The following is a 21,683-nucleotide window of genomic DNA, read 5'->3' on the forward strand; positions in this document are numbered from 1 at the left end:
ATGCTGGTTGTTATTACTGCCGAAACATTTTTTACTGCTGAAATAACCCAAATTAAACAACTTATTGATTTGGGTTTAAAAACAGTTCACATCCGCAAACCACAAAATTCTTGTGCTGAATTGAAAAGTTGGTTGCAGCAGTTTGAGCCTCATTATTTAGCGACCATGATGCTACATCAGCATCATAAACTAGCTGAGGAATTTTGCTGTAAGGGAATGCATTTTAAAGAAATGAAGCGCAATACAGAGTCAGAAGCTTTTAGATTTCAATTAGAAAAACTTAAAAAGAAAGGGTTTCAGGTGAGTACTTCTTTTCACGAGATAAACGAACTCAATAGTTATTCAGCACTTTTTGATTACTGTTTTTTAAGTCCGGTTTTTACTTCGATTTCTAAAACAGAATATGAAGGGAAAGGGTTTAAAGTACACAATATCCCACAACAAATAATCGCTTTGGGCGGAATTACTTCAGAAAAAATTTCAGAAGTACACCAACGGGGATTTAGCGGAATTGCTGTTTTGGGCGCGATCTGGCTTTCTGAAAATCCCGTAGAAACTTTTATTAAAATCAAAGATGAGTATGAACACATTTATAGATAAAACCCGTGTAAATATGGAAATTTCTCATTTGCACTATATCTCTCAGGGTGCAGATGGCAAAGCCCATTTAGAACATATAGATCGGGTTTTAAAGGCAGGTTGCAATTGGGTTCAGCTGCGAATGAAAAATACAGCTTATGAAAAAGTTCTTGAGACTGCGCATAAAGCGAAAAAATTATGCGATGAATTCAATGCAAAACTCATTATAAATGATACTATGAGTATCGTTCAGGAGGTAGATGCAACCGGTGTTCATTTAGGGCAACAGGATATGTCAACCGCAGAAGCGCGAAAGATTTTAGGCGAGTCTAAAATAATTGGTGGTACTGCAAATACACTAGAGCAATGCTTAGATCACCTAAAAAATGGGGTTGACTATATAGGTTTAGGGCCGTTACGATTTACTTCAACTAAAAAAAAGCTGAGTCCGGTTTTAGGAATAGAAGGGTATTCAAGCGTGCTTCAGAAGTATTTAAAAAATCAAAATACAGTACCTATTATCGCTATTGGTGGCATTACCACAGAAGATTTTGAGGCATTAAAAAGCTGCGGAATACACGGTGTTGCGGTTTCAGGATTACTTACTCAATCACAGAACCTTGAAGAGCCTATTGAGCAGGTATTCAGCATTTGGCAAAACGTTTAAAAAATACATATGGAAAAATTAAGAATAGCAGATAAAACCTTCAGTTCAAGACTGTTTACAGGAACCGGAAAATTCAGCAGTTCGCAATTGATGCGCGATGCGATTTTAGCTTCAGAAAGTGAGCTGGTGACCGTTGCTTTAAAACGCGTAGAAGCAGGAAATACTGAGGATGATATGATAAGCAATCTTGCTCATGAAACCCTGCATCTCCTTCCCAATACCTCTGGAGTACGCACCGCAAAAGAAGCGGTTTTTGCAGCACAGATGGCTCGCGAAGCTTTACAAACTAACTGGGTTAAAGTGGAGATTCATCCAGATCCTAAATACTTATTACCCGATGCTATCGAAACTTTAAAAGCATGTGAAGAGCTGGTAAAATTAGGATTTGTGGTGATGCCCTACATACAGGCAGATCCGGTGTTGTGCAAGCGTCTTGAAGAAGTAGGTGCACAATGTGTGATGCCGCTGGGTTCGCCTATAGGCAGTAACAACGGACTTAAAACACGGAATTTTTTAGAAATCATTATAGCGCAAAGCAATGTGCCGGTTATCATAGATGCGGGGATTGGCAGACCGTCTCACGCGGCAGATGCTATGGAGCTGGGTGCCGATGCCGTTTTAGTAAATACAGCAATTGCTGTTTCTCCAGATCCTGTGAGGATAGCAAGAGCGTTTAAAATGGCTGTTGAAGCCGGTAGAATGGCATTTACAGCACGATTTGCACCGCAAGCTACACACGCACAGGCAAGCAGCCCACTAACTCAATTTCTGTATGACTAATTTTAAAGAGCACATAAACGCACATTCCTGGGATGCCGTTTTAGAATCTATTTTTTCTAAAACAGAACGCGATGTTCATTTAGCATTAGCTAATACTAAACCCACTCTCGAAGACTTTAAAGCTTTGATTTCGCCTGCGGCAAAACCTTTTTTAGAGCAAATGGCGGCAAAAAGCAAGGCGATTACGCAGAAACGGTTTGGCAATACCATGCAAATGTATGCGCCTTTGTATTTGAGTAATGAGTGTCAGAATATTTGTACCTATTGCGGCTTTAGTCTTACAAACAAAATTCCCAGAAAAACGCTGACTGATACAGAAATTCTTAAGGAAGCTCAGTTTCTAAAAGATAAAGGTTTTCAGCATATTTTGCTGGTTACCGGTGAAGCGAATCAGACGGTAGGCGTGGGGTATATTGCTAATGCGATACGCTTATTGAAACCGCATTTTGCAAACATTTCTATAGAAATACAGCCGTTAGATCAGGATGAGTACGTGCTTTTAATTAAAGAAGGTTTGTATGCCACACTAGTGTATCAAGAAACTTATCACGAGGCAACCTATAAAATACACCATCCAAAAGGGAAAAAATCAAACTTCGATTACCGGTTAGAAACACCAGATAGGTTAGGAAAAGCCGGAATTCATAAAATAGGAATCGGCGCTTTATTCGGGCTTGAAGATTGGCGAGCAGATAGTTTTTTTACAGCCTTACATCTCAAATATTTACAAAAAACCTATTGGAAAACGAAGTATTCTATTTCGTTCCCCAGATTGCGTCCTTTTAGTGGCGGTCTCGAACCTAAAGTAGCAATGACAGATCCAGATTTGCTGCAATTAATTTGTGCCTACCGCATTCTTGATGAAGATGTAGAACTGTCTATATCTACGCGCGAACAGGAAAAGTTTAGAGATCATATTGTGCATTTAGGAATCACTTCGATGAGTGCGGAGTCAAAAACAAATCCCGGAGGTTATGTGGTAGAACCGCAGTCTTTGGAGCAGTTTGAAATTTCAGATGAGCGCAGTACCGAGGTTATAGCTCAAATGTTACGCGATAGCGGTCGTGAACCGGTATGGAAAGATTGGGATCAAAACTGGTAAATGATGTTAACTACTAAAGATAAAAAGCGGTATTCCAGACATATTCTACTTGATGAGGTTAGAGAATTGGGGCAGCAAAAACTTAAAAATGCTAAAGTGCTTGTAATTGGCTGTGGTGGTTTAGGTTGTCCCGTTTTACAGTATTTAGCTGCTGCCGGAATAGGGCAATTAGGGATTATAGATGATGATCGCGTTGATGTTAGTAATCTGCAACGACAGATTTTATTTACAGAAAATCACGTCGGAACATTAAAAGTTGAAGCTGCAAAAGAGGTGTTAACCAGGCTGAATTCACATTTGAAAATTGCGACTTATCCCACACGCTTATCTGCGGAAAATGCACTCGATTTGTTTGATAAATATGATGTTATTGTTGAAGGTAGCGATAGTTTCAGTACAAAATACCTGGCGAATGATGCTGCGGTACTAACCAATAAGCCACTGGTCTTTGGATCTATTTTTAAGTTTGAAGGGCAGGTTTCTGTGTTTAATTACAAAAACGGCCCTACGTACCGTTGCCTGTACCCCGAGCCGGTTTCAGAAGCAGAAATGCCTACCTGTAGCGAAGTGGGTGTACTGGGAATTCTACCCGGAATTATAGGAATGTTTCAGGCAAATGAAGTGCTCAAGATTATTTTAGATTTGGGGAATGTGCTTTCTGGGAAACTTCTCATTTACAATAGTCTTGAAGCTTCTCAAATGCTACTTCCGTTTACAAAAAATGAGGCCATCAAAATCTCAGAACTTATTGAACTGGATTTGAGTTGTGCGATACCTTCAATTCCTGAAATAGATTATTCCGCCTACGCGGAAGCTCAAGAAATGTATTTTTTAGTAGATGTACGGGAACAGGAAGAACGGGAACATTTCAGTTTAGGTGGTTTGCACATTCCTTTAAATGAACTGTTGGCAAATCCTCAAGTACTCGCAGCGCAGGAGAACCTCGTATTGTATTGCGCCTCTGGAAAACGCAGTGCTAATGCGGTAAAAGCACTTATAGAATATTTTCCGCTTAAAAAAATAGTGAGTTTAAAAGGAGGAGTTTTAGCTGTTATTTCTACCGAAAACTAAATCTTATCTAGATACCTCAGCATATTCTTAATGCGATCCTCGAGTTTTTCACTACTCAGTTTTTCGCGTAGGCGATCTGTAATAATAGGGAAGGAGAACGGCGTTGCTTTCTGGCATTCTTTTACAATTATTTCTTGATTTTCGATGCGCTCTAAGGCAATACGCAAGCGGCCTTCTTCAAGTTGGTGCTCAAACGTCTCACGATACGCCTGCTGAAACAACAAATTTTCGGGTTCATAATCTCTGAATACTTCAAACAACAACTGACTATTGCTTTGCAGGTGTTTGTTTTTGACTATTTTCCCCGGAAATCCGGTAAACACCATCCCGCTGATGACCGCAATATCTCTAAATTTCCTTCGTGCCATTTCGGTACTGTTTAAGCTTTTTTGCAAGTCTTCAAATAAAAACTCTGAAGTAAAAAGATCATTATCGAGCACCTGTTGCATATCTATTTTCTGGTCTGATAAAATTTCAAAACCATAATCATTAAAGGCAATGCTAAAGGTTATGGGCGAAAGTAAACTAATGCGATATGCTAGTAAACTTCCTAAAGCTTCGTGTACAAAACGTCCTTCAAAAGGATAAAAAATATGATGATAGCCCTCTCTACTTTTAAAAGTTTCTATAAGAAATTCGTCGTTTGTAGGTACGATAGATTCCAAACGCTGACGCTCAAAAATCTCTTTTAAGGCCTGCAGTTCGCGGGTTTGTTGTGCAAAGGGTAAGTTTGCAGAGTAGAGCTCTTCCCGAAGCAGTTCGCTCATTTGAGCAGATAAGGTGAGTCTGCCTCCCATCCAACTTACCACGCGAGCTTGTTTTTTAGTTTTGGCCTTTTTGACTAAAACCTGCATTCCTTTTATGCGATAAAGTTCGAGGTTTTTACCAGCAAACGTAAATACATCACCCGGCGATAATTTTGAGATAAACCATTCTTCAACACTACCTATAAAACCACCTTTGAGATATTTTACCTGCAGTACGGCATCGCTCACGATAGTTCCTATTTGCAGGCGATGGCGCATGGCAACGGCTTTGCTGTTTACTTTAAATTTTCCATCGTCTTCAATTTCAATTTTTTTGTATTCGTCGTAAGCTTGTAAAGACTGACTCCCTTTAGTTATAAAATTGAGAATCCAGCGCCATTGATCTTCAGTCATTGCCTGAAAACAGAAGGTCTGTTTAATTTCTTTCCAGATATCTGCTGGGTAAAATCCATCAGAAACCGCCAAAGTCGTCAAATACTGAATCAACACATCAAAACTTAATAAGTACGGTATGCGATCTTCTACCACTTGGTTAATAGCTGCTTTCCCTAATGCCGAAGCTTCGATTAACTCAATCGCGTGTGTAGGTAAAAAATAGATTACGCTTTCTTTCCCCGGCTGGTGACCACTGCGTCCTGCGCGTTGTAAAAAGCGCGCAACGCCTTTAGGTCCGCCTATTTGAATAATGCTTTCTACAGGAGCAAAATCTACACCCAGATCAAGGCTAGAAGTACAAATCACGGCTTTTAGACTTTCGTTGCGAATGGCTTCTTCTACCCACAATCGGGTTTCTTTATTTATACTTCCGTGATGCATTGCGAGTTCGCCCGCATACTCAGGATGTTTATGCATCAATTTCTGAAACCACAATTCGCATTGCGCTCTGGTATTTGTAAACAGTAAAGTTGTTTTGCTGTTATTGATTATAGGCACAACTTCTTCAACCAGATGTAATCCCATGTGACCGCGCCACGGAAATTTTTCCATAGTCTCAGGGATAATGCTTTCTACTTTATACGATTTCCCGAGATTTGCTTTTATTAATACTGAATTATCAAAGGCCTCAGAGTCGGTTCCTAAAAGCACTTCGCGTGCCTGATTGAGATTTCCTATAGTTGCTGAAATTCCCCAGATGCGTAATTTGGGGGAAACTGTTTTTAATCTTGAAAGGCCTAACTCTACCTGAACGCCTCGTTTGCTGCCTAAAAGTTCGTGCCACTCATCAATTACAATTGCGGTACAATCTTTAAAAACCTTGTCGTAGCCCTTAGAAGTTAGTAAAAGCTGTAAGCTTTCGGGAGTAGTGATGAGTAAATCTGGCATTTTGCGTTTTTGCTTCGCACGCTCTGCTTGAGGCGTGTCTCCTGTACGTATGCCTATAGTTAGTTGAGTTTCTAAACCATCAGAAAACCGTTGCGCCGCCTGTGCAATTTCTACTGAAAGCGCTCGCAGTGGTGTAATCCATATTGCTTTTAATCCCGGCTTGTGCTTCGTTTTATAATCAGGATTATTTTTAATGTAGTCTAAAACAAACCCGGCCCACAAGGCATAAGTTTTTCCGCTTCCTGTTGGCGCATTTAATAAACCATTTTTACCCGCCAAAAATGCATCCCAACTTTCTTCCTGAAAGGGAAAAGGTTTCCAGCCCTGAGATTTAAACCAGGATTTTGCGAGTGTATGTAGTTGTTTAGTTGTCATACCAGATTATTCACCTTTTTCAGGCTTCGGAATCAACTGCTTAAGATCTTCTAAAGTATTGGCATCTTCAATTTTTTTGTCTTTCCGCCAACGCAGCATACGCGGGAAACGGGTGGCGACGCCGCTTTTGTGACGTTTAGATAGCGCGATGCCTTCAAAGGCGATCTCAAAAACATGATGTGGTGTGACACTGCGCACGGGACCAAAACGTTCTAACGTATTTTTCTTAATCCAGGCATCCAAACTGCGAAACTCGGCGTCTGTTAATCCCGAATAGGCTTTAGCAAATGTTACAAGTTCTTCTTTATTGTCATCCCAAAGACCGAATGTGTAATCTGTAAATAGGTTGCTGCGTCTCCCGTGACCCCGCATTGCATACGTGAGAACAGCATCTATAGTAAGCGGATCGACTTTCCATTTCCACCAATCGCCTTTTTTACGACCTACGAGGTAAGGAGAATCTTTCCGCTTGAGCATTAAGCCTTCAGACATGACTTCGCGGCTGCGTTCTCGTTCTACTGCTGCCTCTTCCCAATTTGAAAACTCGATGGTTTCTGAAAGATGTAATGGTAATTCTTCAGTTTTAACTTCGGCATATAGTTTTTCTAAAATTCTCCGCCTTTCGGTGAAAGCCAGATCACGTATGTCTTTGCCATCCCATTCCAGAATATCGTAGGCTTTAAGAATTACAGGAGTTTTTTTGAGTTGGGCTTTGGTAATATTTTTACGACCGATTCGGGTTTGTAAATCATTAAATGTGCCTATTGTATTTTTTTTATAAGGGAGGATTTCGCCGTCTAGTACGGTTCCGTTAGGTAATGCTGAAACAAAAGCTTCAAACTCAGGATATTTATCGGTAACGAGTTCTTCTCCGCGGCTCCATACAAACAATTCTTCATTACGAATAATTACCTGAGAACGTATACCGTCCCATTTATGTTCTGCGTACCAATTATTTACATCACCTAAATCTTCGGGTTTGTCTTCAATAGCATAGGCGAGGTAAAAGGGATAGGGTTTGCTGAGGTAATCTGCTGCGTTTTCTTCTAAAATTAGTTCTTGAAAACTAATTTTTTTAGGATCCCAATTCCCCATCAGTTTGTAAGCCAAAACATCAATGTCTATACCTGTAGCTTTTGCCAGTGCACGCGTCATTAACTTCTGACTAACGCCAATTCGAAAACTTCCGGTAATGAGTTTAGTAAATACAAAGCGCTCGTAATAGTTGAGGTTCGTCCAGTTTTCATGAAGATATTCTCTTTTTTCTTCGTCGGTTTTTTTCTTAAGGGCAATCATTTCTTCAAGAAACTGAGTCAGGCTTTTTTCGGTACTATCTTCAGAAGCCGGAATCACCAGTGCAATCGTTTCTGCGAGATCACCTACGATATGATAGCTTTCTTCAAACAACCATAAAGGAATATTGGCGAGTTCTGTCGCCGAGGTACGCAATAATGTGGTGTTTACCGGGCGTGGTGGGCGACGGTGTGAAAGAATAGCAATCGTCCACACTTTATCTTTAGGGGAAGCTTCCTGAAAATATTGGGTAAGTGCATCTACCTTAACATTAGTCTTGTTCGTGCTGTCTATTTTTTTAATAAGCTGTGCAAATGCCTTCATATCGCTGTACCTCATCCCCAGCCCTTCTCAACAGAGAAAAGGGAGCCGAGCAGTTAGTTTTCTTCAGATTCTTCTTTTTTATTTTCTTCTCCGAGTTCGCCTTCATATTGTGTAGCTTCGGTACGTGCGTCGTAACCTTGTTCCAGTAAATAGCGCGTAAAAATATCGGTATAACCGTGGGTGCTAATGATTTTTTCTGCGCCAGTGGCTTTTACACTTTCTAGTAAACCTTGCCAGTCACAATGGTCGCTCAATACAAAACCTTTATCTATGGCTCTTCTTCTTCGCGCTCCGCGAAAAGTCATCCAACCACTCGCAGATGCGGTAACGTAGGGAACCATCTTACGTATCCAGGTACTGCCGTGCGCGCTGGGCGGCGCAACCACAATATTACCTATAAAATCTTCTTTTTTGGTCTCTCGGGTTACACGTGTGGTTACCGGCATTGGGGTAAGCGGTCGTATGACTTCGGTCATGTTTTCTATTGCCCCGTGGGTATATATCTTACCAATGTCTGTGTCCAGGTAGCGCAGTAATCGTTGCGCTTTACCCAATGAATATCCAAATATTATAGAGGTCTTACCTTCGGCTTTATTTTCTGCCCACCAATTGTTGATGTCCGTAAATACTTCAGCTTGCGGGCGCCATTTAAATGCCGGAAGTCCAAAGGTGCTTTCGGTAATAAATGTGTGGCATTTTACCGGCTCATAAGGTACCGCAATGCCATCATCTTCGGTTTTATAATCGCCGGTAAATACCCAGACTTCACCTTTGTGTTCTACTCGTATCTGCGAACTGCCAATAATATGTCCCGCAGGATGCAGACTAAATTTTACATTGTTAATTATAAAGGTTTCTCCCCATTCTTTACCGGTCACATTAATTGCTCCCAGCCGGTGCTGAATAATAGGGACATTAGTATGATGCGTAATGTATGCTTTATGACCGTAGCGACTGTGATCTGCGTGACCATGGGATATAATGGCTTTGTCTACCGGTTTCCAGGGGTCGAGATAGACCTTGGCGGCAGCACAGTAAATACCTTTGTCGTTAAATTGTAAGAGTGGCTCTGCGATGATTTCTAGCTTTTTTATTTAAAGTTACAATGCAGTCTGTAAAGCCTTTGTAGGATTAAGAAAATATTAGCGTCAACAGGTAATTATTGTTGATGATTATCAAATTATTTAAATTGAAAGTGATCTTACAGGTTTTTTAAAATAGAAATAAAAGGTATATCAGAAAAGAGAATTGGAAAGTAGGAAAAAGAAGTTTGAATATTCATAGTAAATTATAATTGCTAAACTTGCCGTTGAGATAGGGATAGCAGCAAGCTACCGTGTAGCGCGTATAGCCCGGTGCATTTCTAGCTTTTTTAAGCTGAAAATGCAATCTCTCAAATAATTACTTTTATGTTTTAATACGATTACATATTAATTATCTTTGGGCTCTTAAAAATACAACCATGTCTTTTACAGATTTATTTGATAGCGGAGAACACAGACGCAACCTGGGTCATTTTGCAGCAATTGCAAATATGGCGACTGTTGATGGTGAACTTAACGCGGAAGAAACTAAACTTTTAAAGCGTTTTGCAGTTAAACTTGATATTGACGAGAGTGAATATGTTGATATCGTTGAAAATGCACGTAAATACCCAATTAATCCTCCTAACACTTCAGAAAAACGTTTAGAGCGTTTACATGATTTGTTTAAAATGATTTTTATCGACCACGAGATTGATGATCACGAGCGTTTTTTAATTGAAAAATATGCGATAGGTCTTGGTTTTAGTGCAGAAAAATCAAAAAGTTTAATAGAGCGATCTATTGAGATTTTTCAAGGTGGTGTAGATTTTGAAGATTATATCTACCTTTTAAATAAGAAGTAAGATCAGGTTATAAATATATATTAAACCCGGTACAACCTGTTGTAGCGGGTTTTTTTATTAAGGAACTCTCAATAATCTATTTAAAGGTATGGGTTCTTGTGATTTTGTTCTTTTTTTTTAAATGTATCTTTAACGAGAAAATCCCATTTTATGAATGTACACATACGTATAGCAGAATCTAACGATATGGCTCAGGTTTTACGCTTAATCAAAGAGCTTGCTGTTTATGAAAAAGAACCGGATGCCGTTGAGGTTACTGTAGATGATCTTATTTCTTATGGAACAGGTGATGATGCTGATTTTACGTGCTTTATTGCAGAACGAGAGGGTGAAATTCTGGGTATAGCATTGGTATATTTTAGGTTTTCTACCTGGAAAGGCCGTACCGTGCATCTAGAAGATCTTATCGTACGCCAGCAATACCGCGGCGAGGGTATAGGAATGGCATTGTATACCGAAGTGATTAAATATACTTACAAGCTGGGTTTAAAACGTGTGGAATGGGTCGTGCTAGACTGGAATACCTCTGCAGTTGATTTTTATAAAGCTTCTGGAGCAAATGTGATGCGAGAGTGGAATACAGTACAAATGGATACCGAGGCTATGAAGAAATTTCTGTTTACTAAAGGAATGCTCGATTAACAGCTTATGAGTTTTGAAGTTTACAAGTTTGGAGGCGCATCTGTAGCAAGTGCCGACGGTGTACGTAATTTAATAAGCGTTCTTAAAGAAACCGAAAATCAAGACCTTATAATAGTGGTTTCGGCGATGGGTAAGATGACTAATGCTCTGGAGCGGGTAATTGCGGCCTATTTTGAGTCTCCAAAAGGTTGTATTGAAGCCTTACAGCCGGTTATTGAATTTCATTTTGCACTTGCAGGTGATTTATTTGAAAATCCTGCTGCACCCGTATTTAAAAGATTACAAAGTCTCTTTGATGAATTGAGAGGTTTTTTAAACCGCAATAAATCTCCCGATTACGATTTTGTATATGACCAGATTGTGGGTTATGGCGAACTCTTAAGTACTACTATCGTAAACGCCTATTTACAAGAGCAAGGTTTAGGAAGCACCTGGCACGATGTAAGAGAGTATATAAAAACTGACGCGAGTTACCGAGAAGGAAAAGTAAACTGGGAACTTACGATGCGTAATCTAAGTAGAAATTTGCCTAAAAGTGGAATTCACCTCTTGCAGGGTTTTATAGGTTCTGACGCAAATGGGTTTACTACAACATTAGGAAGAGAAGGCAGTGATTATACGGCTGCTATCATCGCCTATTGTTTAAATGCTAAACAGGTAACTATTTGGAAAGATGTGCCCGGTGTTTTAAGTGCAGACCCGCGGTATTTTGAAAATGCCGTTTTACTAAAGTTTATATCCTATCAAGAAGCGATAGAACTGGCTTTTTATGGGGCGTCTGTACTACATCCTAAAACATTACAGCCGTTGCAGCGTAAGGAAATTCCGCTTTATGTACGCTCTTTTAACGATTTTAAAGCACCAGGAACACAGGTGAGTTTGGGTAAAGCTATAGAGCCCGAAGTGCCTTGCTATATTTTAAAAACCGGGCAGGTTTTGCTAGAGTTGGCATCATTAGATTTTTCATTTATGGCCGAAGAGAATATTGGTGAAATTTTTAAATTACTGGGTACGTATAAAATGAAGGTAGATTTAATACAGAACTCTGCTATTAGTTTTTCGGTGTGTATAGATAATAAATATAAAAACTTAGATGCGCTGGTTGCAAAGCTGCGGGCAGACTTCAAGGTGACTGTATATCAGGATGTATCGTTGTACACACTGCGACATGCTACAGATGATTCTGTAAAAGTTTTAGAGTTAAATAAACAGATCTTATTAAAACAAGTTGCGCAAAATACCGTTCAACTGGTTACATTATAGGTAGCTTGCTGCGTTTTTACCTATATTTGTTTTCTACCTTCTTGGTGGTCTTTTAATAGTAGGCCTTGCCTTCAAAATAATTTAGTTAAAACGATACAACCTTTATTTTTATTTAAAGGTTTTGAACACTAGCAATTAATGGGATTAGTTACCGCAAAAGAAGTCGCAAAAGCAATTAATGTAGATAAATTTGGTTTTGCGGGTACATTTATGGGTTGGACACTTATGAAAGTGCTCAAAATCTCAAAAGCAAATGAGATTTATGATCGTAATAAGCATTTGAGCGACCTGGAATTTCTGGACGCTATTCTAGGTGAATTTGAGATCGATTTTGATATACCTGAAGAAGATTTGAAAAGACTTCCTAAAAACGGAAGTTACATAACCATAAGTAATCATCCGCTGGGCGGTATAGATGGTATACTGCTTTTAAAGCTGATGATAGAGCAGCGCCCTGATTTTAAGATTATCGCTAATTTTTTACTGCACCGTATAGAGCCGCTTAAACCCTATGTAATGCCGGTAAATCCTTTTGAAGATCACAAAGATGCAAAATCGAGCATTGCAGGATTTAAGCAAGCAATTACACATTTAAGAGATGGGCATCCTTTAGGGATTTTTCCTGCAGGGGAAGTTTCTACTTACAAAGATGACAAACTCATTATAGATAAACCCTGGGAAGAAGCAGCGATGAAGCTCGTTAAACGTGCAGAAGTGCCTGTTGTTCCTATTTATTTTCACGCAAAAAACAGCCGACTGTTTTATCAATTATCCCGTATAAGTGATACGTTGCGTACGGCAAAATTACCTTCAGAATTACTTACGCAGAAGAAGCGTACCATTCACGTACGTATAGGTAATCCTATAAATGTCGCAGCTCAAAAAGAGCATGCCACATTAGAAGAATTCACCGAATTTTTAAGAAAGAAAACCTATATGCTTGCCAAGACTTTTGAGAAAAAGTCAATTTTGAGTACTATTCCGCAGTCTTTAAAAGTGCCTAAAGAGCCTAAAAAGATTGTAAAAGGTGTGAAGTCTGAGCTTATTGAGAAGGAAGTTCATTTTCTTCGGGATAATGAGCGTCGCCTGTTGCAAAGCAAAAACTATGAAGTGTTTTTGGCTTCCGCCGAAATTATTCCGAATATACTAAATGAGATAGGTCGTTTACGCGAGATCACCTTTAGAGAAGTGGGAGAAGGAACTAATGAACCTACAGACCTGGATGGTTATGACCGCCATTATCATCACCTGTTTTTATGGGATGAAGACAATAAAAAAATCGCTGGCGCGTACCGTATGGGATTGGGTTCTCAGATTATGCCGAAACTTGGTATAAATGGTTTTTACCTTCAAAGTCTTTTTAGATTTGAGCCTGAATTGCACAAGATGATGGGTGAGAGTATTGAAATGGGACGTGCATTTGTCATAAAAGAATATCAGCAAAAACCAATGCCATTATTCCTGCTGTGGAGAGGTATTGTGCACACAACTTTGCGTTTTCCAGAACATAAATATCTTATAGGCGGGGTAAGTATTAGCAACCAGTTTTCTAATTTCTCAAAATCTTTGATGATTGAATTTATGCGCTCGCATTACTACGATCCTTATGTGGCACAATACATTAGACCGAAAAAAGAATTTAAGGTTAAGCTGAAGGATGCTGATAAAGAATTTGTTTTTGACGAGACAGAAGCAGACCTGAATAAGTTTGATAAAATCATTGAAGAGATGGAAACCGGTAACCTGCGTCTTCCTGTTTTGATCAAAAAATACATTAAGCAAAATGCTAAAGTTGTCGCTTTTAATGTAGATCCGCTTTTTAATGACGCAATAGACGGGTTAATGTATATACGTATAGAAGATCTTCCTGAAAGTACAGTAAAACCGGTTTTAGAAGAGTTTCAGGCAGAATTAGAACAAAAACTAGAGCAATCTAAGCGGGAAGAAGAAGAGTCTGCTAGAGAGTCTTAGAACAGAACAAAAGAACCTGTATATATAAAAAATGTCGCTACTAGCTTTATGTTTGTAGCGACATTTTATGTTTTAAATTTTATATTCAAGTATTTCTACTACTGAAATATAAAGAAATCCATCTAAAATTAAAACCAGGGTTTTCTCCCTACCTGATAGGTTTGATAAAACTCTTCATCTGTTTTTGTAAGATAGATAATGCCTTCTATAAAACCTATAAGGCCACCTATTCCACAAGTAACAACCGAAACTACAATTTGAATGATACCTTCTTTTGTGTAACCTAATATAAATTTATGAATACCTAAGTATCCAAAAATTAATGCCAGAATACCACAGATTAATTTTTTATTCTCTCCGTGATTAGTTGTTTGATTCCAGCTTTCTTTAAAATCATTAGCAGCATTTTTTGCTCCATCGCCAAAGTTTTTAGCGGTTTCTCTGGCCTGGTCTTCGAAGTTTTTATCTTCATTCATTGATTTACTGATTTTGGTTGATTGTTAATTAATTATTTTCTAAAAATACAGAATCCTTAGGTTCCCACAATTCTATTTTATTGTTTTCGGGATCTAAAATCCAACCAAATTTTCCGTATTCATATTCTTCAATTTCACCAACTATAGTGACGCCTTCTTCTTTGAGAGTTTCTAATAATTCGGTTAAGTTTTCAACTCTAAAATTCATCATAAACGGTTTGTCACTGGGTGAGAAGTATTCTGACTTTTCTTCAAAAGGGCTCCACTGTGTAGAACACTTTTTGCCGTCTTTATCATGCCACCAGAATGTCCACCCGTATTGATCTGTGGGTATTCCTAAATGAGTTTTATACCATTCTTTAATCTGATCTGGATTTTTAGTTTTGAAAAAAAATCCTCCTAATCCGGTAACTCTATTCTTCATATTATTTTATTTAGATTGATGTTTGGGACAATCAATTCGTCTGTCTTTTGGCTTTAATTGCACGCGCAGTTGCATACAAAAGGCGTGATTAATACCGTCAGATCTATAAGCTATACAATTTGCACAAGATCTGTTTAATTGTATTGTATTCTGGGAATTGAGTCTAGATAGTATGGAAAACAGACTACTATAAATAGCCTCTAAATTCTCTGTTTTCTCATCGTTTAAAATATTTAAAACAGGGGTTGTATACTCTTGAATTTCAGAAATACGTTTCCTGCCCTTTTCGGTAAGTTCTATATGAAATCTACGATTATCTCTAAAGTTTAATACTTTGAGAAGAAGTCCCTGTTTTTCAAGCGTTTTAATACAATCACTAACTGTTGCTTTAGTAATTTGAAATTCGTTTACTAATCTGCTTACCGTATTATCTTTTGCTTCGTGATAGGCTATAAATAGTAATAGTTTTAGTTGAAGTGGAGATAAACCACTGTGCTTTTGACCTTTCCAGGCGAGTGTTCTAAAAGCATCTGCAAGCTTATCAAAAGCCGCAGTTGTGCGTACAGAAAGATTTTGATTTTGAAATTTAGGATCGTAAATGTGTTGCATAAAATACCTTTTGTTACTTCTAAAATAACAAAAGCACATTAAAAATCAACCTTTTATGTAAACTAGTTAGGAAACCGTAGTAGTTTTTTTAAAGCTTTAAAATTTTATCTACTATTGTTTGAGAAAGTTTAATCTTGCTTTCAACCGTCCAACCTGCAATGTGCGGGGTTAGAATAACCGTATCAGCTTGGATTAAATACTGCAAGGGTTCTGGCATTTCTTCGGTAGTAAATAAATTTTCAAAAGAAAGTTTCTCGTATTCTAAAACATCGAGACCGGCACCCAGGATTTTACCAGATTTAAGAGCGTCTACAAGATCTGCCGTAACCACACTTTTACCACGGGCAGTATTGATGAGCCAAAATGGTTTCTTAAACCCTTCTATAAACTGTTTATCAACCATCTTGTCAGTTAGTGGTGTCCACGGAGTGTGCAAGCTTAAGACATCTGATTTTTCTTGTAATTCTTCAAGAGTAACCTGTCGTGCATGCGCATTACCCAAATTGGGTTTTATATCATAACACAGTACTTCGCAATCAAAGCCCTGTAGTTTTTTAGCAAAGGCATTTCCCATGTTGCCATATCCTATAAGCCCTACAGTCTTTCCTTCAAGCTCTAAACCTCTATTTTTCTCTCTATTCCATTGGCCTTGTCTTACTTCTGCATCTGCCAATTTCAATTTATTGAAGAGCATTAGGAGCATTCCCAATGCGTGTTCTCCTACAGCATTTCGGTTTCCTTCAGGAGCGGCTATAAGTTGTATTCCTTTAGATTCGGCATACGAGATATCTATACTTTCAAGTCCGGCACCTACGCGCGCGATAAATTTTAGGTTTATTGCTTTATCAATAAACTGTTTGTCTATTTTAAACCTACTTCTAATTACAACACCTTCATACGCATCAATTATTGCTTCAATTTCTTCTTTAGAAGAGGTAAAGTCTGTATGATTGCTATGACCGGCTGCCTCTAATTGTTCAATCATCAAGTCATGATTGCTGTCTATATGTAAAATTTTCATAGGTAGGATAATCAGGAAATTATTGATTTACTTCTTCGTAATATGCGGCAAAACCTTCAGGTACGCGTAAAGGCTTACGAGTATCCATATTCAGTAAACACCAACTCGTTATAGCGCTAGCCAGTAGCTTATTATCTGCCGGTCTAAATATTTTTGTTCTACGGAACGAGCGAACACCTTCAAATTTTTCAATCCACGTTTCTATGGTGACCGCCTCTCCCTCAAATGCAGGGGCGTGATATTTAATAGTATGCTCGAGTGCTACCCAGGCATACTTTTGTAACATTTCTTCTGTAGAATTGTGTTGCCAGTGTGCTTCTGCAACATCCTGCACCCACTGAAGGTAAATTACATTATTTACGTGACCAAGACCGTCAATAGCTTCAGCAGGAACCGTTATATTAAGCTTAAATGTTTTTGCATTCATTTCTCAAAAATACTAAACTAATTTGGCAAGTATGTCTAACTACCTGTTTTGAGATTTATTTGGGAATATTTTAGCCTTATTTAAAACCCCAGGATGAGTTTCGCCAGGCTAAAATAGATAAGAATTCCGAAGATATCATTGCTCGTGGTGATAAAAGGTCCTGTTGCAATTGCAGGATCTATACCTTTCCAGTCTAATAATATGGGGACAAACGTACCTACCAGAGCAGCTACAATAATAACAGAAAGCATTGCCACAGCGACAGTTAAACTTAATAACCAGCCAAAACCAAATATAAGTCCGAAGCTTACTACGAGTAATCCCAATGCAATACCATTAATAAGTCCTATACTTATTTCTTTAAGAAGTCGCAGCCACAAACTACCCGTTACATTGTCATTAGCGAGACCTTGAACAATAATCGCACTTGATTGTACACCTACATTACCGGCAACTGCCGCTACGAGAGGTGTAAAGAAAAACAGTTCGGGATGTACCTGTAAAGCACCTTCAAAACTTTTCATAATATTTACAGCGCCCAGACTTCCTACGAGACCTAGTACAAGCCACGGTAATCGTGCCCGGGTAAGTTCCCAGGTGGTATCATCTGCTTCTGCTCCCTGTGATAAACCCGCAGCCATACGGTAATCTTCATCTGCTTCATCCCGTATAAAGTCTAGAATATCATCTATGGTAATTCTCCCTAAAAGCACGCCAGAATCATTAGTAACCGGCACGGCTTCTAAATCATATTTTTGCATTAAACGGGCAACATCTTCACCAGAATCGTGTACGTTAACCGAATCTACATTAGGAATATAAATGTCTGAAATTTTTGCATTAGCATCTGCAGTTAAGAGATCTTTAAGCGAGAGCCTTCCTATAAGATGGTCTCTTTTGTCAACTACATAAACTGAATGTACCCGGGTTACATTTTCGGCCTGAGCTCTCATTTTATCTACACAACCGGCAACCGTCCAGGTTTCGCGTACACGTATAAGCTCTTTTGCCATTAAACCCCCTGCAGAATTCTCTTCATAAAGCAACATCTCAACGATATCACGAGCATGCGCTTCATCTTCAATAGCATCTATAACCTGCTTTTGAATCTCATCAGAGAGTTCTGATAAAAAGTCAACCGCATCATCGGTGTCCAGCTCGTTAAGCTCATCTGCGATTTCCTGTGGAGAAAGATTATCAAGAATGTCTTCCCTCAGGTCTTCATCAAGCTCCATAAGGGCTTCAGAAGTAGTTTCACTATCTAAAAGTTTTACCAGATAGGTTGCTTCATCGAGGTTAATCTCATCAAAAATTTCGGCAATATCCGCGTGGTGAACCTCATCAAGAAGCTCAAGAATAGCAGCGTCATCACGAGCCTCGATTAAGTTTTCGATTTGCGCTATAAGGTCTTCAGTAATTTCAAAAGCCATAGTTGCTCACTTAACGGGTTATTACTTATTTTTTGGGTCTGGCAAATATAAATAAACTAGTAGGAGACGAGCGTCGCTTTGTGATAGATTTACCCTCTTAGAATGTCAATTATAAGAGATTCTTTAAGGCTGGTATTTAAAACCATCAATGGCTTTCTAGTAAGGTGTTGAAGATGCGTATTTTTAGTTTTTGTCTAAAAGCAAATCCTCATGTATTGCTTGAGTAAGTGCTACAAATTGATTAACATCTAATTGCTCGGGGCGCTTGTCAAAAACATCTGTAGCTCTTAATGTTTCGCTCAATTCTAGTTGTTTAAGACTGTTACGTAAGGTTTTGCGACGTTGTTGAAACGCCATTTTTACAACTTTAAAAAGTTCTGCGGAATCGCAAGCGAGCTCTCTATAGTTTTCTTTACGCGTAAGTTTAAGAACACCACTATCTACTTTAGGCGGCGGATTGAAAACTTCGGGTGGTACTGTAAACAGATATTCTGCATTGTAAAACGCCTGTGCCAGCACCGAAAGAATACCATAAGTTTTGCTGCCCGAAGGTGCGCAGATGCGTTGTGCCACTTCTTTCTGAAACATTCCGCTAAATTCTGGAACCTGATCCCGCCATTCTAACATTTTAAAAACAATCTGTGTAGAAATATTATAAGGGAAGTTACCCGTTATGGCAAACGACTTTTCTGCGTATAGCTCACTTAAATCATATTTCAAAAAATCTGCTTCTAAAACGGTGAGTGAACCTGTTTCAAAAAGGGCAGGGTACTCAAGCGGAAAACTGTGATTGAGATATACAATAGACTCGCTGTCAAGGTCCATTGCGGTGATATGGCTGTTTTTGCGTAACAGATATTTAGTTAAAACACCAGTTCCCGGCCCTATTTCTAACACCTCATTATATCCTGAGTGTGTAAGAGTTTCTGCAATTTTTTGAGCAATACCTTCATCTTTTAAAAAATGTTGACCCAGATGTTTCTTTGCCTTTATGGGATCATCTGATGCAGGTTTAGAATGAGACCGGGTAAACTTTTTTTTCATGAGTGTGATTTAGTATTGATTATTTATGCCGTCTTATTGGGGCTTAAATTCAGATTGCTCGCTAATAATCTCAAGTTCTGTTCTAAATGCTACTGTTTTATCACCAAAACGGGCTGCAGCTTCTCTAAGTCGAGGTGCATCTTCTTTATAATAACGCATAAGACTGTCTTTGCTTTTAGCAGTGTATTGTACAGAATAGGTTTTGCCACCCATTTCTTCTTCTACTAAAACTTTAGTCATTAGCGCTTTTAAAAATTTACCTGTTTGTAAAATTTCAGGAATATGCTCATTGCGCATCCAGTACAGCCAATCTTCATGAATACTGTCATCTACGTTAACCGTAACGTTATATATTATCATAGGGAGTTTTATTTTGTGAGGGCAAAGATACCTTAGTTAATCGCGTCTCCTCTTAATTTTCGATATTTCTGCTGTGCTTCAACATAAAAAATACTGTCAGCAAAATTAAATATGATTTGCTCGTATTGAGCTTTAGCTTTTTCGGGTTCCTGAAGCACATTGGCATACAGGTTTCCTAATTTATAATAGGCATCGTCAGCTAAGATATCGTCGTTGTGGTATTGAATGATTTTTAAATAATTTTCTTCGGCTTTCGCGTAATTTTTCTTTTTTTCAAATAAAATAGCCTGAGCTAAAAGCGCTTCATCTTCTATAGATTTGCCTTTTTCAATAATAAGCAAGCTGTCAAAAACGGCTAGTGCTTCTTCATCTCTATTTTGATATTGTAGTAACTCTGCACGTGCATAAGCTTTTAAACCTACCAGAGTAGAATCTTCAACAGCGTTGTCTGTTATTAGTAAATACAGATCTTGAGCATCATTTGCAATAAGTTGGGTTGCTGAAGATTTTAAAACTTTTAATTGGGTTTTTGCCCACTCAAAATCTCCTTTAAAATAACTGGTTTTTGCTACTTTAAAGCGGGCTTCTTGTGCAATAGGGTCGTTAGGAAGCAATTTTTGAATTTGGGAGTAATAGATAAGTGCTGCATTAAACCGCTCTTGTAGCAGCAGAATGTCTGCAAGTTCCATTTTTACGCGGGCTTGTTCAAATGTATTTAGCTTCAGTTTTAAAGTCTCTTGTAAAAGATCTGAGGCAGCTTCCTCTTCTTTTTTACTGAACGCCAGAAAGTGTGCATATTCAGTCTGAAGATCTAATGTTGAAGCACCAGAGCCATATACTGAAAGCAGGTTTTTATATTCTTCCTTGATGTCATTAAAAGTGCTGGGTTCTGCAGTTTTAATTCGAATTTCAAGAATCTTTTGATGTGCCTGAAGTTTGAGTTCGTCTACCAGTGTATTCTCTATGATGTAATTAAGTATCGAAGTTGCCAGCTCATCCTCCTCATTATCTAAAACAACATCAACAAGTCTTAGTACGCCTATTAATTCATTATTACTGCGCTTGGCAATTGCTTTTTCTTGTAAAAAGGCCTTATTATATTCTTTTTGCTGAATAAACAACCAACTTAGTTTTCGGTTATAAAACAGGTTGGGGTCTTCTTGCATGCGGCTTAGCAGTACTTTTTTTAAAATTTGATTGGCTTCATTTTCAGGATCTTCTGTTATGAATTCGTTGAAATAGCGCTGTAAAATGGCTTCCTGTTTTTCATCTTTAAGAATAAGATCAAGATAGGAATTAAACATTTTGTCAATCTTGCCTTGTTCCCCATAAATGCGGGCCAAAGATGACTCAAAATTGAATCGGGGATTTTGTTGTGATGCATAAGTGTACACTTGAATAGCCTCATCGAGCAAGCTGTAACTTTGAAACGCATTACCCACCTGATAGGCAAAGGCAGCATTTTCGGTAATACTTGCTATCGCTTTATCGTAATACGTTCTTGCTTCGGTGGTTTTGCCTTGTAATTGATAGGTGTAACCCAGATCTACAAGCAAGGTTTTGTTGTTTTTAGAAACCTGTATTGCCCGACTAAGTAGGGTTTCGGCAGCATCGTATTTTTTTAACTGATGATAAACTTCAACGAGTGCGTGAATATAATTAGCGTTTGTGGGTGACTCTTTAAGTAATTCCTCATAACTAAGTGCAGCTTTTTCAAAAGCTCCCTGATCTGCATAATTACGCGCAAGTTCATCCTGTGCATTTCCAGCTACGGAAATACAAAAAACAAATACGATAAATGAGAAAAGGCGCAGCACGTAATTACAATTTTTAATAAATATACTAAA

The 21,683-nt window shown here is 38.5% G+C and carries 21 protein-coding genes; 9 read left to right on the forward strand and 12 right to left on the reverse strand.

Annotated elements, in window-relative coordinates:
• The 5 genes from ACEN25_RS09585 to moeB are packed head-to-tail and all read left to right on the forward strand — an operon-like array spanning window position 1 to window position 4,199.
• Window positions 1-600, forward strand: a complete 600-nt coding sequence (locus ACEN25_RS09585) for a thiamine phosphate synthase (RefSeq protein ID WP_441802715.1) — start codon at window positions 1-3, stop codon at window positions 598-600.
• A complete protein-coding gene (locus tag ACEN25_RS09590) occupies window positions 581-1,246 on the forward strand; it encodes a thiamine phosphate synthase (protein WP_441802716.1) in 666 nt (221 codons plus the stop codon). The genes ACEN25_RS09585 and ACEN25_RS09590 overlap by 20 nt, the downstream gene beginning before the upstream one ends.
• 9 nt (window positions 1,247-1,255) lie before the next feature.
• A complete protein-coding gene (locus tag ACEN25_RS09595; protein ID WP_441802717.1) occupies window positions 1,256-2,026 on the forward strand; it encodes a thiazole synthase in 771 nt (256 codons plus the stop codon).
• A complete protein-coding gene (gene thiH, locus ACEN25_RS09600) occupies window positions 2,019-3,128 on the forward strand; it encodes a 2-iminoacetate synthase ThiH (RefSeq protein ID WP_441802718.1) in 1,110 nt (369 codons plus the stop codon). The genes ACEN25_RS09595 and thiH overlap by 8 nt, the downstream gene beginning before the upstream one ends.
• Entirely contained in the window at window positions 3,129-4,199 is a 1,071-nt protein-coding gene (moeB, locus tag ACEN25_RS09605) for a molybdopterin-synthase adenylyltransferase MoeB (protein ID WP_441802719.1), read from the forward strand.
• Here moeB and ACEN25_RS09610 read toward each other — a convergent pair.
• From ACEN25_RS09610 to ACEN25_RS09620, 3 genes are read right to left on the reverse strand one after another with little or no spacing between them, the layout of a single operon-like run.
• Complete coding sequence (locus ACEN25_RS09610; protein ID WP_441802720.1) at window positions 4,196-6,664, reverse strand: ligase-associated DNA damage response DEXH box helicase; 2,469 nt, start codon at window positions 6,662-6,664, stop codon at window positions 4,196-4,198. The two genes, moeB and ACEN25_RS09610, sit on opposite strands and share 4 nt — an antisense overlap.
• 6 nt (window positions 6,665-6,670) lie before the next feature.
• Complete coding sequence (locus ACEN25_RS09615; protein ID WP_441802721.1) at window positions 6,671-8,281, reverse strand: ATP-dependent DNA ligase; 1,611 nt, start codon at window positions 8,279-8,281, stop codon at window positions 6,671-6,673.
• A 53-nt stretch (window positions 8,282-8,334) separates the two neighbouring features.
• Complete coding sequence (locus tag ACEN25_RS09620) at window positions 8,335-9,357, reverse strand: ligase-associated DNA damage response exonuclease (RefSeq protein ID WP_441802757.1); 1,023 nt, start codon at window positions 9,355-9,357, stop codon at window positions 8,335-8,337.
• Window positions 9,358-9,743: 386 nt separating this feature from the next.
• Between ACEN25_RS09620 and ACEN25_RS09625 the strand changes: the two genes are divergently transcribed.
• From ACEN25_RS09625 to ACEN25_RS09640, 4 genes are all read left to right on the forward strand, one after another.
• The gene (locus ACEN25_RS09625) at window positions 9,744-10,169 is read left to right on the forward strand and encodes a TerB family tellurite resistance protein (RefSeq protein ID WP_028377285.1); all 426 of its coding nucleotides are present in this window, start codon (window positions 9,744-9,746) and stop codon (window positions 10,167-10,169) included.
• Between the two features lie 150 nt (window positions 10,170-10,319).
• Window positions 10,320-10,811: a GNAT family N-acetyltransferase gene (locus ACEN25_RS09630; RefSeq protein WP_441802722.1), complete on the forward strand. Its 492-nt coding sequence runs from the start codon at window positions 10,320-10,322 to the stop codon at window positions 10,809-10,811.
• 6 nt (window positions 10,812-10,817) lie between these two features.
• A complete protein-coding gene (locus tag ACEN25_RS09635; RefSeq protein ID WP_441802723.1) occupies window positions 10,818-12,074 on the forward strand; it encodes an aspartate kinase in 1,257 nt (418 codons plus the stop codon).
• A 138-nt stretch (window positions 12,075-12,212) separates the two neighbouring features.
• Window positions 12,213-14,045 (forward strand): GNAT family N-acyltransferase, encoded by a 1,833-nt coding sequence (locus ACEN25_RS09640; RefSeq protein ID WP_441802724.1) that lies wholly within the window; start codon window positions 12,213-12,215, stop codon window positions 14,043-14,045.
• A gap of 128 nt (window positions 14,046-14,173) precedes the next feature.
• Here ACEN25_RS09640 and ACEN25_RS09645 read toward each other — a convergent pair whose 3' ends face one another.
• The 9 genes from ACEN25_RS09645 to ACEN25_RS09685 form a co-directional block, all read right to left on the reverse strand.
• Window positions 14,174-14,521 carry a TM2 domain-containing protein gene (locus ACEN25_RS09645; RefSeq protein ID WP_028377288.1) on the reverse strand — a complete coding sequence of 116 codons (348 nt, stop codon included), beginning with the start codon at window positions 14,519-14,521 and terminating at the stop codon, window positions 14,174-14,176.
• 28 nt (window positions 14,522-14,549) lie between these two features.
• The gene (locus ACEN25_RS09650; RefSeq protein ID WP_441802725.1) at window positions 14,550-14,945 is read right to left on the reverse strand and encodes a VOC family protein; all 396 of its coding nucleotides are present in this window, start codon (window positions 14,943-14,945) and stop codon (window positions 14,550-14,552) included.
• Window positions 14,946-14,951: 6 nt separating this feature from the next.
• Window positions 14,952-15,554, reverse strand: coding sequence for a MarR family winged helix-turn-helix transcriptional regulator (locus ACEN25_RS09655; protein ID WP_441802726.1), 603 nt, complete (start codon window positions 15,552-15,554; stop codon window positions 14,952-14,954).
• A gap of 88 nt (window positions 15,555-15,642) precedes the next feature.
• Window positions 15,643-16,575, reverse strand: a complete 933-nt coding sequence (locus tag ACEN25_RS09660; protein ID WP_441802727.1) for a 2-hydroxyacid dehydrogenase — start codon at window positions 16,573-16,575, stop codon at window positions 15,643-15,645.
• A gap of 19 nt (window positions 16,576-16,594) precedes the next feature.
• Window positions 16,595-17,002, reverse strand: a complete 408-nt coding sequence (locus ACEN25_RS09665; protein ID WP_441802728.1) for an acyl-CoA thioesterase — start codon at window positions 17,000-17,002, stop codon at window positions 16,595-16,597.
• 80 nt (window positions 17,003-17,082) lie between these two features.
• Complete coding sequence (mgtE, locus tag ACEN25_RS09670) at window positions 17,083-18,432, reverse strand: magnesium transporter (RefSeq protein WP_441802729.1); 1,350 nt, start codon at window positions 18,430-18,432, stop codon at window positions 17,083-17,085.
• A 183-nt stretch (window positions 18,433-18,615) separates the two neighbouring features.
• Window positions 18,616-19,476: a 16S rRNA (adenine(1518)-N(6)/adenine(1519)-N(6))-dimethyltransferase RsmA gene (gene rsmA, locus ACEN25_RS09675; RefSeq protein ID WP_441802730.1), complete on the reverse strand. Its 861-nt coding sequence runs from the start codon at window positions 19,474-19,476 to the stop codon at window positions 18,616-18,618.
• A 33-nt stretch (window positions 19,477-19,509) separates the two neighbouring features.
• Window positions 19,510-19,836 (reverse strand): DUF4286 family protein, encoded by a 327-nt coding sequence (locus ACEN25_RS09680; protein ID WP_441802731.1) that lies wholly within the window; start codon window positions 19,834-19,836, stop codon window positions 19,510-19,512.
• 32 nt (window positions 19,837-19,868) lie between these two features.
• Complete coding sequence (locus ACEN25_RS09685; RefSeq protein WP_441802732.1) at window positions 19,869-21,653, reverse strand: tetratricopeptide repeat protein; 1,785 nt, start codon at window positions 21,651-21,653, stop codon at window positions 19,869-19,871.
• Window positions 21,654-21,683 lie beyond the last annotated feature (30 nt).

Origin of the sequence: Leeuwenhoekiella sp. W20_SRS_FM14, from assembly GCF_052119605.1 — a bacterium.
Classification (GTDB): domain Bacteria; phylum Bacteroidota; class Bacteroidia; order Flavobacteriales; family Flavobacteriaceae; genus Leeuwenhoekiella.

Excerpts from the sequence above, each read along its gene's own strand:
- ACEN25_RS09585 (WP_441802715.1), top strand. The coding sequence starts at position 1 with ATGCTGGTTGTTATTACTGCCGAAACATTTTTTACTGCTGAAATAACC.
- ACEN25_RS09590 (WP_441802716.1), top strand. The coding sequence starts at position 581 with ATGAACACATTTATAGATAAAACCCGTGTAAATATGGAAATTTCTCAT.
- ACEN25_RS09595 (WP_441802717.1), top strand. The coding sequence starts at position 1,256 with ATGGAAAAATTAAGAATAGCAGATAAAACCTTCAGTTCAAGACTGTTT.
- thiH (WP_441802718.1), top strand. The coding sequence starts at position 2,019 with ATGACTAATTTTAAAGAGCACATAAACGCACATTCCTGGGATGCCGTT.
- moeB (WP_441802719.1), top strand. The coding sequence starts at position 3,129 with ATGATGTTAACTACTAAAGATAAAAAGCGGTATTCCAGACATATTCTA.
- ACEN25_RS09610 (WP_441802720.1), bottom strand. The coding sequence starts at position 6,664 with ATGACAACTAAACAACTACATACACTCGCAAAATCCTGGTTTAAATCT.
- ACEN25_RS09615 (WP_441802721.1), bottom strand. The coding sequence starts at position 8,281 with ATGAAGGCATTTGCACAGCTTATTAAAAAAATAGACAGCACGAACAAG.
- ACEN25_RS09625 (WP_028377285.1), top strand. The coding sequence starts at position 9,744 with ATGTCTTTTACAGATTTATTTGATAGCGGAGAACACAGACGCAACCTG.
- ACEN25_RS09630 (WP_441802722.1), top strand. The coding sequence starts at position 10,320 with ATGAATGTACACATACGTATAGCAGAATCTAACGATATGGCTCAGGTT.
- ACEN25_RS09635 (WP_441802723.1), top strand. The coding sequence starts at position 10,818 with ATGAGTTTTGAAGTTTACAAGTTTGGAGGCGCATCTGTAGCAAGTGCC.
- ACEN25_RS09640 (WP_441802724.1), top strand. The coding sequence starts at position 12,213 with ATGGGATTAGTTACCGCAAAAGAAGTCGCAAAAGCAATTAATGTAGAT.
- ACEN25_RS09645 (WP_028377288.1), bottom strand. The coding sequence starts at position 14,521 with ATGAATGAAGATAAAAACTTCGAAGACCAGGCCAGAGAAACCGCTAAA.
- ACEN25_RS09650 (WP_441802725.1), bottom strand. The coding sequence starts at position 14,945 with ATGAAGAATAGAGTTACCGGATTAGGAGGATTTTTTTTCAAAACTAAA.
- ACEN25_RS09655 (WP_441802726.1), bottom strand. The coding sequence starts at position 15,554 with ATGCAACACATTTACGATCCTAAATTTCAAAATCAAAATCTTTCTGTA.
- ACEN25_RS09660 (WP_441802727.1), bottom strand. The coding sequence starts at position 16,575 with ATGAAAATTTTACATATAGACAGCAATCATGACTTGATGATTGAACAA.
- ACEN25_RS09665 (WP_441802728.1), bottom strand. The coding sequence starts at position 17,002 with ATGAATGCAAAAACATTTAAGCTTAATATAACGGTTCCTGCTGAAGCT.
- mgtE (WP_441802729.1), bottom strand. The coding sequence starts at position 18,432 with ATGGCTTTTGAAATTACTGAAGACCTTATAGCGCAAATCGAAAACTTA.
- rsmA (WP_441802730.1), bottom strand. The coding sequence starts at position 19,476 with ATGAAAAAAAAGTTTACCCGGTCTCATTCTAAACCTGCATCAGATGAT.
- ACEN25_RS09680 (WP_441802731.1), bottom strand. The coding sequence starts at position 19,836 with ATGATAATATATAACGTTACGGTTAACGTAGATGACAGTATTCATGAA.